The organism is Salinisphaera sp. T31B1 (assembly GCF_040361275.1).
In the GTDB taxonomy this organism is placed as follows: Bacteria; Pseudomonadota; Gammaproteobacteria; order Nevskiales; family Salinisphaeraceae; genus Salinisphaera.
In genome coordinates, this window is the sequence record NZ_APNH01000001.1 from 372,043 (window position 1) to 385,218 (window position 13,176).

General features: G+C 64.8%; 10 protein-coding genes. 6 read left to right on the forward strand and 4 right to left on the reverse strand.

The annotated features are described in order from the left end of the window. Position 1: 1 nt before the first annotated feature. Positions 2-1,393 (reverse strand): hypothetical protein, encoded by a 1,392-nt coding sequence (locus T31B1_RS01685; protein ID WP_353248723.1) that lies wholly within the window; start codon positions 1,391-1,393, stop codon positions 2-4. A 185-nt stretch (positions 1,394-1,578) separates the two neighbouring features. Between T31B1_RS01685 and T31B1_RS01690 the strand changes: the two genes are divergently transcribed. After that, entirely contained in the window at positions 1,579-2,547 is a 969-nt protein-coding gene (locus tag T31B1_RS01690) for a TerC family protein (protein WP_353247724.1), read from the forward strand. 1,702 nt (positions 2,548-4,249) lie between these two features. Here T31B1_RS01690 and T31B1_RS01695 read toward each other — a convergent pair. Then, complete coding sequence (locus T31B1_RS01695) at positions 4,250-5,665, reverse strand: alpha/beta hydrolase (protein ID WP_353247725.1); 1,416 nt, start codon at positions 5,663-5,665, stop codon at positions 4,250-4,252. Between the two features lie 212 nt (positions 5,666-5,877). Then, positions 5,878-7,137, reverse strand: coding sequence for a Glu/Leu/Phe/Val family dehydrogenase (locus T31B1_RS01700; RefSeq protein WP_353247726.1), 1,260 nt, complete (start codon positions 7,135-7,137; stop codon positions 5,878-5,880). Between the two features lie 192 nt (positions 7,138-7,329). Between T31B1_RS01700 and T31B1_RS01705 the strand changes: the two genes are divergently transcribed. The 4 genes from T31B1_RS01705 (at position 7,330) to T31B1_RS01720 (ending at position 10,423) form a co-directional block, all read left to right on the forward strand. Then, complete coding sequence (locus T31B1_RS01705) at positions 7,330-7,872, forward strand: cytochrome b (RefSeq protein ID WP_353247727.1); 543 nt, start codon at positions 7,330-7,332, stop codon at positions 7,870-7,872. 71 nt (positions 7,873-7,943) lie between these two features. Further along, positions 7,944-8,681 carry a sulfite exporter TauE/SafE family protein gene (locus T31B1_RS01710; protein WP_353247728.1) on the forward strand — a complete coding sequence of 246 codons (738 nt, stop codon included), beginning with the start codon at positions 7,944-7,946 and terminating at the stop codon, positions 8,679-8,681. Between the two features lie 74 nt (positions 8,682-8,755). Then, positions 8,756-9,505 carry an SDR family oxidoreductase gene (locus T31B1_RS01715; protein ID WP_353247729.1) on the forward strand — a complete coding sequence of 250 codons (750 nt, stop codon included), beginning with the start codon at positions 8,756-8,758 and terminating at the stop codon, positions 9,503-9,505. 102 nt (positions 9,506-9,607) lie between these two features. Then, positions 9,608-10,423: an SHOCT domain-containing protein gene (locus T31B1_RS01720; RefSeq protein ID WP_353247730.1), complete on the forward strand. Its 816-nt coding sequence runs from the start codon at positions 9,608-9,610 to the stop codon at positions 10,421-10,423. A gap of 90 nt (positions 10,424-10,513) precedes the next feature. Here T31B1_RS01720 and T31B1_RS01725 read toward each other — a convergent pair whose 3' ends face one another. Further along, on the reverse strand, positions 10,514-12,145 hold the full coding sequence (locus tag T31B1_RS01725) for an acyl-CoA synthetase (RefSeq protein ID WP_353247731.1): 1,632 nt from the start codon (positions 12,143-12,145) through the stop codon (positions 10,514-10,516). A 201-nt stretch (positions 12,146-12,346) separates the two neighbouring features. Here T31B1_RS01725 and dsbG point away from each other — a divergent pair, with 201 nt between their 5' ends. Next, on the forward strand, positions 12,347-13,117 hold the full coding sequence (gene dsbG / locus T31B1_RS01730) for a thiol:disulfide interchange protein DsbG (RefSeq protein ID WP_353247732.1): 771 nt from the start codon (positions 12,347-12,349) through the stop codon (positions 13,115-13,117). Positions 13,118-13,176 lie beyond the last annotated feature (59 nt).

The following is a 13,176-nucleotide window of genomic DNA, read 5'->3' on the forward strand; positions in this document are numbered from 1 at the left end:
CTCATCGGCGGCCCGGCTCGTCGTCGTCCGCGCGATCCTTGACGAAGGTTTCGTCGACCTCGCCGGCGAAGAAGCGCTTGCCGTAGATGAGCAGGCACAGACCGATGCCAATACCGAATGCCCAGGCCGCGCCCTGGGTGACCAGCACGCCGGCGGTCACGCCCGCGATGCCCAGATCGCGCTGGCTGCGCGCTTCCATGATGCCGATACGCACGCTCACATAGCCCTGGATCAGCAACGTCAGGGCCAGGGCCACGCCCAGAATCGGCTGGATCACCGACACGATCGGCAACAGCAGCAGGCCGGTGTTGGTGCCCCAGCGAAACGAGCCGGAGCCGCCGAAGATCGAATCCATCGCGCGGCGGCCTTCCTTGTAGCGCTCGACGATCACCACGTGCATGGCCGCCCACAGCGGGCCGCACATGGCCACGTCCGGCCCGAGAATGCTCATGCTGGCGTTACGCGCGCCGAAGATCATATGAGCCCGGTCCGGGCTGTAGTCGATATCCTCGTCCGGACGCGCGCCGTCGGCTTCGTCGAGCAGGGCCTTGGACTGGAGCACGTCGCCGAACAGCACGATATAGGTCGCGGCCACCATCGGCAGCGCCTGGATGAAGAACCAGGCCGGCGGCAGGCCGACACCGAACACCGTGTACTGCGTCCAGAGGGTGACGAAGTCCGGCTTGGAGAAGCCCCATTCCACGTTCGGCCAGGGCGCTTCGCCGAACAGCGGCGCGAGCACGATCGCCAGCGCGATGATCGGGAAGATGCCCAGCTTGCCGATCAGCCCCATCACCGCGTTGCGCTGCTTGAGCGCGTTGAAGCCCTGCGAAAAGATCAGCAGGAAAGCCAGCCCGACGGCGATCGAGATCGTGAACGGAAACGTCCAGAAACGCCCGCCGTCGGAGAACACGCTGTTCACCGCGGCCAGGCCCGCACCCATGATGATGCCCGCCTTGAGCGCGGGCGGCACGAAACGCACCACGTGCTTGGCCAGGCCCGTCACGCCGAGGGCGATCGACAGCGTACCGAGCATGAACTGAAAGGCGATCAGCGCATGCACGCGGTCCACGCCCTCGGGAAAGCCTTCGCAGTAGGCAATGAGCAGCGGAATGGCGGGCGTGATCCAGCCCGGCACCACGGGATCGCCGAGCAGGTGATGCGTCAGATAGAACAGGCCGTTGAGCATCACCACGGCCAGAGCGGCCTCGAACGGCATGCCCAGCAGGTCGGTCATCAGCGGGATCGCGGCCAGATCGACCGCGCACATCAACAGGCCCTGAAGATAATCCGGCCATTCGAAACGATAGTGATAGAACGGCAGACGGATCTTGAAGGGTCCGGCGCCCCAGTACGGTGATTCGCCGGCTTCCCTGCGGGCCCATGGCAGCATATGAAAATCCCCCGGTATCGATGCGCGTACGATAGCACCGAGGGCGAGCCGGCTCATCGCAGGGCCTCTTTTGCGATCGGTGGTAAAGCCAGCCTTAACAGGCATTTGACGGGACCGGCCGTAGGATGGCCCGGCCTGGGTCCGTATCGAGTCGGCCCGTACGCATTACGCAAGAGAGACGAACGATGGATGTACCTGTCTGGGTCTGGGGCGCAACGATCGCCGGCATTCTGGCGTTGCTGATCTTCGATTTCTTCGCCCATGTGCGTACGCCGCACGCGCCGTCGCTCAAGGAAGCGGGCGGCTGGTCGATCTTCTATGTGGTACTGGCCATCATCTTCGGCATCGGCCTGTGGATGGTCTGGGGCCACGACCACGGCATCGAATACTTTGCCGGCTATATCACCGAAAAGAGCCTGTCGGTCGACAACCTGTTCGTGTTCGTGATCATCATGGGCTCGTTCAACGTGCCGGCCGAATACCAGCAGAAAGTGCTGCTGGTGGGCGTGGTGATCGCGCTCATCCTGCGTACGATCTTCATCGCTCTCGGCGCGGCGGCGATCGAGAACTTCTCCTGGGTGTTCTATATCTTCGGCATCTTCCTGCTGTACACGGCGTGGAGCCTGGCCCGTACCAAGCACGACGAGGACGAAGAGTACGAGCCCAACATCATGGTGCGTCTGGCCCAGAAATACCTGCCGGCGACCGAAGACTACGACGGCACCCGGCTGACCACCGTGCAGAACGGCAAGCGCCTGATCACGCCCATGCTGATCGTGATGATCGCCATCGGCGCCACCGATATCCTGTTCGCGCTGGACTCGATCCCGGCGATCTACGGGCTCACCAAGGAGCCCTATATCGTGTTCACGGCGAATGCTTTCGCCCTGCTCGGCCTGATCCAGCTCTATTTCCTGCTCGGCGGGCTGCTCGACCGGCTGGTCTACCTCTCGTTCGGGCTGGCGGTCATTCTCGGTTTCATCGGCATCAAGCTGATGATCCATGCGCTGCACACCAACGAACTGCCCTTCATCAACGGCGGCCAGGAAGTGCATCTCGTGCCCGAGATTCCGATCTGGCTGTCGCTGTCGGTAATCATCGGCATCCTGATCGTGACCACGGTCGCCAGCCTGATGAGCAGCAAGAACAAGTAGCGGCGGCGTGAGAACCTGAACACGGTACGCGCGACTCAGACACCCGGCTGCTTCATCCCCGGCCGTGCTCCGCTGCTCGGCGCTACGCCCAAGGGGGGGGAATACAGGCACGCTCGCGGGCGGCCGCTGAAGCCGTGTAGGTCGGATTAGCGCAGCGTAATCCGACACGAATTCCGCTCCAGACAAGCCGGAGCCCGAACAGTGACCCAGGTCGGATCCTGGCGGAGCGTCTGTATTGGCCCCGTGTGGAGCGACGAGAAGCACAGCGCCCAAGGGTGTCCGAGGCACGGCCTCGGTGCGGCCAGCCTGTCTGAGCGTCGCCAAAGCGACGCGAGTTCTGGCCGCATCCCTTGGGGCGAGCATCGCAGTGCACCGGCGCGTTTCGCGTCGGCGCGCAACCCGGGTGTCGTTTCCTTTGCTTCCTTTCGTTTGGACAAGCAAACGAAAGGGAGTCGCGCGGCAGCGCGAAACAAGCGTGCCGTCGAACTCGTGAGTGCCGGAAGACGGGTGGCTTAAACCCATTGTCCTGAAACGACCACGCAGACGAACTTCGACTTGGGGTTTCGCACTGTTGTGCGAGTAACTTTCATTTGCTTGTCCAAATGAAAGTCACCAAAGCAAACGACACCCTGTCTTGCGTCGATGCTGCGCATCGATGCCCTGCGCGGCTCCGGCCGAAAGAGGGACAGCCGCGAAACTCGCGCCGCTGGGCGGCACTCAGACACACGGCTGTCTGGATCCTCTTTCGGCCTCCGCTGCTCGGCGCTACGCCCAAGGGACTGAATACAGACAAGCTCGCGGGCGGCCGCTGAAGCCGTGTAGGTCGGATTAGCGCAGCGTAATCCGACACGAATTCCGCTCCAGACAAGCCGGAGCCCGAACAGTGACCCAGGTCGGATCAGGTGTCTTGCACCGTGATCCGACCTTCCGCCTAATGGTGGAGCGCCTGTATTCGGCCCCCGTGTGGAGCGACGAGACGCACAGCGCCCGAGGGTGTCCGGCGCACTGCGCCGGTGCGGCCAGCCTGTTTGAGCGTCGCCAAAGCGACGCGAGTTCTGGCCGCATCCCTTGGGGGCGAGCATCGCAGTGCCCCGGCGCGTTTCGCGTCGGCGCGCAACCCGGGGGTCGTTTCTCTTCGTTACTTCTCTTTGGACAAGCAAAGAGAAGTAGCTCGCGCTGCAGCGCGAAACAAGAGCTTGGCTAAGCTCGTGAGCGCCGTAAGACGGGTGGCTTAAACCCAGCGTCTTGAATCGACCACGCAGGCGAATTCTCACTTGGGGTTTCGCACTGTTGTGCGAGTAACTTTCATTTGCTTGTCCAGGTAAGTCACCAAAGCAAACGACACCCTGCCTTGCGTCGGCGCTCCGCGCCGATGCCCTGCGCTACGCCCAAGGGATTGAATACAGACAAACTCGCGGGCGGGCGCGCTAAAGATCGCTTCTGATTTATTCTCGTAGGTCGGCTTAGCCAAAGGCGTAAGCCGACCGAAACGCGGCAGCGCGCGACGACAGCGCCGTCGAACTCGTGAGCGCCAGAACACGCGCGGCTCGAACCCAAGAGTCTTGGATCGACCATGCCCATGCACCCGCACTCGAGGCTCAGGCGCTGCTCAACCGGCCCAGAACAAACCGCCCCGCCTGACCGCGCCCACAAAAAAGGCCGGAATCGCTGGATTCCGGCCTTGTTCGTCAACGCCCGACTATCAATCCGTCGGGCAGGCCGCTACGCCGTCGCGTGTCTCGCTGGTGAACTGGCAGCCGTAGTTCTCGTCGGCGACCGTGTCGGCATCGAGCACGTCGTCGCCAGCCGGCTTGGTGCCGTTCTGCTCCCAGTCGATCATCGCCTGGAAGCCGCTGACCAGTTCGGTGCCAGTGAAGTCGCAGTGCGGCGCGGACCGGATCGCCCGCTGCACCAGCAGATCACCGTTGCCGTTGGCCTCGGCGCGCCGACGATAGACCTGCTCGTTGGAAAACGGCACGTACAGATCGCCCAGCCCGTGCAGTGATACCACCGGTACGCTGAACTGGCCGTTGACGTTGGGCAGCCAGCGCAGGCCATCCGGCTGCAGCGGGTTGGCATCGGCGTCGGCCATCACGCGCAGGATCGAGTCGTTGAACATCTGCTCGGCGTCGCTCAGGTCGTCGTCGGCATCGAACTGGTAGGTAAAGCCGGTATTGCTGGTGAAATCGCGGGCGAGAATGCCGTTGATGGTGCCGTCGCGACCGCCGGTACCCATGACCACGTTGTAGTAGCCGCCGCGAAAGCCCTGCTCGAAGACCGGGCGATCGCCGCCAGACAGCTGGCGCACGATATCCTCGAGCTCCAGGCCCTGCTCGGTCGGCACGCCCTGCTCGGTGAACGAGGGCACCGTCTCCCAGAGCACGGCATCGATGGCCTGCTGGTCGAAATCGGTATTCGGAAACATCGTCGGGCCCATATCGGCCACGTGCTGGGCGGCAAACGTGAAGTTCAGCAGATAGTTGAACTCGGTGTCGCCCCCGCCGACCACGCCACAGGCCGGCATGGCTGCGGCGTAGCTGACCTTGTGGTTGGCGTTGGCCGCGGTTTCGGCCTCGATCGCAGCGGCCGTGACATGTCCGCCCATCGAAACGCCCATGATGTAGGTCTTGGTCGGCGCCATCTGGCCGGTGATATCGGCGAAGTTCAGCGCCAGATTGTTGGTGTCTTCCACGCCGGTGCGGACGTCGTAATAGTTGGTGGAATAACTCGACGCCGCCCAGGCATAGCCCTGGCTGACCAGGTACTGGCGTATCGGCGGGCTGTCGACGGTCAGCTTGGGCCCTTCGCCGCGATAGCCGTGGGCATACATCACCAGCAGTCCGTTCCAGTTCTCCGGCACCTCGATCCGGTAGCCGGCACCGTCGAGCACGCCCGTATAGCGCTCGGTGGGCAGGCCGTCGAGTGCTTCGAAGGCAAGCTCATCCTCGTCGACTGCGAACATGCGCGTGTCCTGCACCCGAGCCGGTTGGTCCGGCTGCGCCGGCGCGTCGTCGCCCACACTCACTCGGTCGTCGCTGCCACCGTCGCTGCAACCGGCCAGCAACGCAGCCATACACACCAGTCCGGCCGCCAACCGCGGCCCGTGATTCCTGTCCATGGGTTCTCCTCCCCGTCGCTCGGCATCGGCGCGCGCAAGCTGCGAATACGATGCTCTGATTATTGTGGCGGGGCGCGGCGGCTTTTTTTGAAACCGAATTTCGCGTCCCGCCTCATTTATGCATCGCCCCTCAGCGCGGTCAAGCCGGCCAAAGGTCGTAGAACGACGTAAGACACCGGCCGCGAACCGTGCCGCGGCCGGCGCGCTCTTATTCAGCCGTTATCGGTGCGGAAGAAGGCGCTGGTGCCACGGGCCTTGGCCGCTGCTTCGAGTTTTTCCAGCGCGATCACGTAGGCCGCCGTGCGATAGCCGACCTCCAGCGTCTCGGCGCGTTCGGCGACGGCCTCGGTGGCTTCGACCATGCGCGATTGCAGACGCTCGGCAACGGTATCGGCCGCCCAGTACCAGGCCTGGCGGTTCTGGACCCACTCGAAATAACTCACGGTCACGCCGCCGGCATTGGCCAGAATATCCGGCACGACCTGCACGCCGTTGTCTTCGAGCGTGCGGTCGGCTTCGCTGGCCACGGGCCCGTTGGCGATCTCGACAATCACCCCGGCACGCACCCGGTCGGCGTTGTCGGCGGTGATCACGTTCTCGAGCGCAGCCGGCGCGAGAATATCGACTTCGAGTTCGACGATCTCGTCGTTGGACAGCGTCTGGCCGTCGGCGGCGCTGACCGAGCCATCGGTCTCCTTGGCCTTGGCGATGGCGTCCAGATCCAGACCGTCGGCGTTGTAGATGCCGCCGCCCGAATCGCTCACCGCCACCACGGTATAGCCGGCCTCGGCACACAGCCGGGCGAACCGGGCGCCGGCATTGCCAAAGCCCTGGACGGCCACGGTCGTGCCGTCGGGCTCGCGCTCCCAGCGTTTCATCAGGGTCGTCAGGGTATGGAACGCCCCGTCGCCGGTGGCAGTGGTACGTCCGGCCGAGCCGCCCATCTCGACCGGCTTGCCGGTGATCACGTCGCGTACCTCGGCGCGGTTGATGATCCGGTACTGGTCCATCATCCAGCCCATCACCCGCGGGTTGGTGTTCACGTCCGGCGCGGGGATATCGCTGTCCGGGCCGATGAAATCGGCGACCTTGTCGATATAGGCACGCGACAGCCGTTCCAGCTCGGCGGGTGAGAGCTGCTTCGGGTCGATCGCGATTCCGCCCTTGCCGCCGCCGAACGGCAGACCGAGCACGGCGCATTTCATCGTCATCCAGAACGCCAGGGTCGACACCTCGTCGGCATTCACGTCCGGATGGAAGCGGATGCCGCCCTTGGCCGGGCCCAGCGTGGTGTCGTAGCGCACGCGATAGCCGGGGTAGAGCTTCATCGCGCCGTCGTCGTGGCGCAACGGTACCGACACCTTCAGTGCGGTATCGGGCTGGGCGAGCTGCTGGGCAATATCGTCAGAGATCTCGATATGGGCGAGCGCGGCCTCGATACGGGCGCTGGCTCCGTCGAACAGACTGGGCATGGCGATCCAATGATTCGGTAAAACGTATTACCTGCCTGTCTCGAACCGATAATTCAAGCACGCCGCCAGCCGCCTTGTAGACGCGACCGATAATATTCGCGAATTCAATGCATTGTGCGCTGAAACCGGCGCCGAGCTCGGATAATATCGAGAGCCTTAATGCGCAGACCCGGGCAACCGATGAGTACTCGAATGATGGATCACGCGTATGGCTACGGCCTGATCAGCCGAGCCTTCCACTGGGCCATGGCGCTGTTGCTGCTCTGGCAGATCATTTCGGCCGCGCTGCACTATGCACTGGACGACACCCCGATTGCCGATTTCTTTTTCGGCTTTCATTTTTCCAACGGGGTGCTGATCCTGGCGCTGGCGATCCTGCGCGGGCTGTGGGGCCTGATCAATCTGTCGCGCCGGCCGGCCCACGACGGCGCCGTCGCGCGGGCGGCGGTGGTCGGCCATGTGGCGATGTATGCGTTGCTGATCGCAGTGCCGGTGATCGCCATCATCCGTGCCTACGGCGGTATTAAGCCGTTTTCCGCGCTCGGCGTGGAGATCTTTTCCGGCATGGACCGCAAGATCGAGTGGATGAGCGAACTCGGCAACCAGTGGCACGGGTTTCTCGGCTGGGTGCTGATCGCGCTCATCGCCGGCCATGTCGTCATGGCGTTCGTGCATACCTACGCCTGGAAACAACCGATGATCGCGCGCATGACGCGCGGCGACGAACGCCCCTGAGCCCCCGGCGCCGGCCCCGACCGGCACGCGACATGCGTTAGAGTCTGCGCTTTCGCGTCACGGACACGCTCTTGGATCTGGTCCTGCTCTTCGCCGCCGCTCTCGCGGCCGGTGCGATCAACGCATTGGCCGGGGGCGGCAGCTTCATCACGCTGCCTGCGCTGCTGTTTCATGGCTTGCCGCCCACCGTGGCCAATGCCACCAGCGCTACGGCGGTGCTGCCCGGCTATGCCACTACGCTGTTCCGCTTCCGTGGCGATGTGGCGCCGCCGGCCGCCCTGTCGCTGCCGGCCATGGTGGCAATCGCCGCCGCCGGCGGCATCAGCGGCGCCACGTTGCTGTTGATCACCGGGGATCGCGCGTTCTCGGCGGTCGTGCCGTGGCTGATGGGTCTGGCCACGCTGATCTTCGCGGCCGCGCCTCATATCAAACAGGCCATGGCACAGCGACAGGCGAGCACGCCCGTCGCCGCCGTGGCGCTGTATGCAGCCTGTACCTACGGCGGCTATTTCAACGGCGGCGTCGGCATCATCGTCATCGCCTTGCTGGGCCTGCTCGGCCAGACCCGGCTGTTGACCTCCGTGGCGATGAAAGCGGTGATGTCGGCCACGCTGACCACGATTTCGGTCACGGTCTATGCGCTGTTCGGACTGATCCACTGGCCGCTGGCCGTGCTGATGGCGGCCGGTGCGATGCTCGGCGGGTGGATGGGCGCGGCGTTCGGCTATCGCATCGCCCCCGGCTGGCACCGCATCGGCATCGTGGTCATCGGCACGATCATGACGGGGCTGATGTTCCTGCGCACCTGACACGCAGCCTGCGCTGGCGTGCAGGGGCGTGCCTTGTCTAGGCTGTGCCTATCGACCCCCAACCAGGATATTCCATGGACAAGATCATGCTCGTGACCGGCGGCAGCCGGGGGATCGGCGCCGCGACCTGTCTGATGGCCGCCAAATACGGCTATGCAGTCGCCGTGAACTACCGCAGCAACCGCGAAGCCGCCGAGCAGGTGGTCGCGGCCATCGAGGCCGACGGCGGCCGCGCGATCGCGGTGCAGGCCGACGTCGCCGACGAGGCCCAGGTGGTGAACATGTTCACCACCATCGACGACACCCTGGGCCGGGTGACGGCCCTGGTCAACAACGCCGGCATCGTCGATCAGCCCTCGAAAGTAGCCGACATGAGCGCCGAACGTGTCGCGAAGATGATGAGCGTGAACGTCGTCGGCCCGTTCATCTGTGCACGCGAGGCGATTCGCCGGATGGGCACCGAGCACGGCGGCTCCGGCGGGGTGATCGTCAACGTCTCGTCGGCGGCCAGCCATGCCGCCGGCAAAGGCGGCGCAGGGACCTATATCGACTACGGCGCCTCGAAGGGCGCGATCGATACCCTGACGGAAGGCCTGGCCCACGAGCTCGCCGGCGAGAACATCCGCGTCAACGCGGTACGCCCGGGCGTGGTGAACACCGAGATCCATGCCAGCGGCGGCCTGCCGGACAAGCCCGAACAGGCCAAGAGCGCGATCCCGCTGGGCCGCGTGGGCGAGCCCGAGGATATCGCCGAGGCGATCATCTACCTGGCCGAAGCACGGTTCACGACCGGCGCGTTTCTGGACGTCGACGGCGGCGTGTAACCCGGTGGCGGGGCATCCGTGGAACCACGGACGCCCCCGGCCCGCGGGCTGCTCTAAACTGCTTATCCCTCCCCTGCCGGCGCTGCGCCAGGACGATCGTTGATGAGCAGACTTCCTGCCGAGGCACAGCCTCATATCGAAACCCTGGCCCAACGCCACGGCTTCAGCGAAGACGCGATCACGCGGCTGCTGGCCGCCGTCGCCGAAGGCCAGGGGCGCATGGCGGAATTCGACCACCCCGAGTTCGGCGGCCCGGCGATGTGGATGACCGGCGGCATGCTCATGCTCACCGACAGCGGCAACCATGCGCTCAAGGCGCAGGTCGATGCGGCCTGCAACGATGTCGCCGCCCTGCTGGCCCGCGAGCCGTGGCTGCGCGCGGCCACCATTGCACCAGCGGCCCGTGCCGGCCAGCACCAGTATCAGTCACAGCGATCCGGGGTGCCGGCGTACACCGGCGAACGCGGCGTGGCCGCAGCCGGCGATCGCCACTGGCCGGCCGATCTGGGTACGCCGAGCGTCACCGGCAGCCAGAACGGGCTGCACTATGCCTGGTTCAGCCAGACCTGCCGTCTGGCCGTGGAAGACGAACAGGGGCTACGGCTGTTCGATACCGGCGAGTACCGCGTGACCGGTGCCGCCCAGCAGCAAAGCGACGGCCAGGGCCGCTTTACATTGACGACCCAATACGGCCCGCTGAATCTGGCCGAGCTGCCGCAGGTCGGCGTCGCGAGCGCCGGCCCGTCCGGTGCGACCGAACGGCCCGCCGAGCCGACCAGCGAACCGGGCGATGCTCGGCGTTCCGGCGACGAGGCGATCTTCGCGGCCATCGAACGGCTGGGCGAGCTCAAGGAACGCGGGCTGCTCAGCATCGAAGAATTCGACGCCAAGAAGGCCGAGCTGCTGGCCCGCCTGTAGGCCGTCACGGGCCGGCGAACGTTGCCAGGCGCCGGCCCGGTTTTCAGTCGCGAATCGCCGCCCGCCCCGTTGCCAGACGATGCCGTCGGGCTATTCCAGTTCGTCGGCGCGCTTGCGCAGCTCGTATTTCTGGATCTTGCCGGTGGAGGTAGTCGGCAGTGGCTCGAAGACCACTGTCTTCGGGCATTTGAAGTGCGCCAGACGCTCGCGACAGTAGGCGATGATCTCGTCTTCGGTGGCCTCGGCGCCTTCGCGCAGCTGGACGAACGCACAGGGAGTTTCGCCCCATTTTTCGTCGGGGCGTGCGACCACGGCCGATGAGGCGATCGCCGGGTGCCGCGAGAGCACGCTCTCGATCTCCAGCGAGGAGATGTTCTCGCCGCCTGAGATGATCACGTCCTTGGCCCGATCGGCGATACGGATATAGCCGTCGGCTTCGATCATGCCGAGATCGCCGGTGTGATACCAGCCATCGGCAAACGCTTCGGCCGTGGCCTCGGGGTTGTCCAGGTACCCCTTCATGACGATATTGCCGGCGAACACCAGCTCGCCCATGGTCTGGCCGTCGCGCGGGACTTCAGCGCCGGTCTCGCGGTCGATCACGGTGAGCGCTGACTGGGTCGGGTAGCGCACGCCCTGGCGCGCGTTTTTTGCCACCCGCTCGTCGAGGCTCAGCTCGGCCCACGACTCGTGCTTGGCACACAGCGCCGCCGGCCCGTAGGTTTCGGTCAGGCCGTAGACATGGGTCAGAGAAAAGCCGATGCGCTCCATGCCTTCGATCATGGCGGCCGGCGGCGCGGCCCCGGCCACCAGCCCGTGGACGGTGTGATCGATGCCGGCCAGCTGCTGCTCGTCGGCGTTGATCAGCATGGAATGCACGATCGGCGCGCCGCAGTAATGCGTGACACGATGTGTCTTGATCGCTTCTAGGATGGGCTCGGCGGCAACCTGGCGCAGACACACGTTAGTCCCGGCCTTGGCCGCCAGTGTCCAGGCAAAACACCAGCCGTTGCAATGGAACATCGGCAGCGTCCACAGATAGATCGCATGCGTGGGCATGTCCCAGGCCATGGCATTGGTCATGGCGTTTATATAGGCGCCGCGATGGTGATAGACCACGCCTTTGGGGTTGCCGGTGGTGCCCGAGGTGAAGTTCAGCGAAATCGCGTCCCATTCGTCGGCCGGCAGCCGCCAGGCGAAATCCGCATCGCCCTCGGCGACGAGCGACTCGTAGTCGGTCTCGCCCATCGGGCCTTCGTCGCCGTCGTATTCCGGATCGTCGATATCGATCACGACGGGTGGGTTATCCATCTGGGCGATGGCTTTTTTCATGACCGGCACGAAGGCCCGGTCGACCATCACCATCCTTGCCCCGCCGAAATCGAGCATGAAGGCCAGCGTATCGGCATCCAGGCGCACGTTCAGCGCGTTGAGCACCGCACCGATCATTGCCGGGGCGAAATGCATCTCGTAGGTCGGCGGGATGTTGGGCGCCATGATGGCGACGGTATCGCCCACACCCAGCCCACGTTTTTCCAGCGCGCTGGCCAGCTGCCGGCAGCGGCGGTAGGTTTCGCCCCAGGTCTGGCGGAGATCGCCGTGCACGAGCGCGACCCGGTCGGGATAGACCTCGCCGGACCAGGCCAGGAAACTGGTCGGCGATAGCGCCGAATAGTTGGCGGCGTTCTTCTCTAGCGCGGCGAAACGGTCGGTGGCGGTCATGACGATAGAAATACGGGTGGTAGCCGTATGCTGCCATAGACCGACGCCGCGAGATCGTTCGAACGCTTTATCTGCAAGATTGCGGATAAAACGCGGCGCTCAACGATGGGCCCCACGAGCCGATCGTTGTTTTAGACTGGCGGCCAGTTCGAGGGCCATCGGTTCGATGCGTCCAACCGCTTGTCTGCCAGGAGCCGCTGCATGCCGCGCTTCGCCCGCATGGTTTTAGTTGTCGTTGTGTTCGCCGGTTCGCTCGTGAGCGGCCCGACCGTGGCCCAGCCGTGGCCGGCGCCCATTCGCCAGATACAGGAAAAGGGCGTGACCATCGTCAAGCAGTTCGATGCGCCCGGCGGCATGACCGGCTTCGCTGCACGGGCCGGCTCGCGGCCGATCGCGTTGTATCTGACGCCCGACGGCCAGCACGTGATCGTGGGCACGCTGCTGGACGCCGAGGGCAACAATCTGTCGAAACCGCAGCTGGACGCAGCGATCACCCGGCCGGATACGCAAAGCGCCTGGCCGCTGCTGGAAAAGGCGAGCTGGATCGCCGACGGCGACGACGACGCGCCGCGCACGCTGTACGTATTCACCGATCCGAACTGCCCGTATTGTCACAAGTTCTATGAAGACGCACGGCCGTGGGTGGAGTCCGGCAAGGTACAGCTGCGCCATATCCCGGTGGGTATCCTCAAGCCGAGCAGCCCGGGCAAGGCCGCCGCGCTGCTGGCCGCCGACGATCCGGCCAAGGCCATGGCCCGGCACGAGGCCAGATACCGCTCGGGCGGCATCGAACCCCTGGACGATGTACCGGCCGACCTGCACGACCGGGTTGCCGCCAACAACATGCTGATGTCGGACCTGGGTATTCAGGGCACGCCCGGCATCTTCTACAAGGACGCCGACGGCACGATTCAGGTCAAGCAGGGCGTGCCGCAGGGTGCGGCACTCGAGCACGTGATGGGGCCCAAATGAAACCGCGCTGATCGCGGCACTCTTGCCGATCGACGTTGTCTGTATGGAGCAGTTATTTC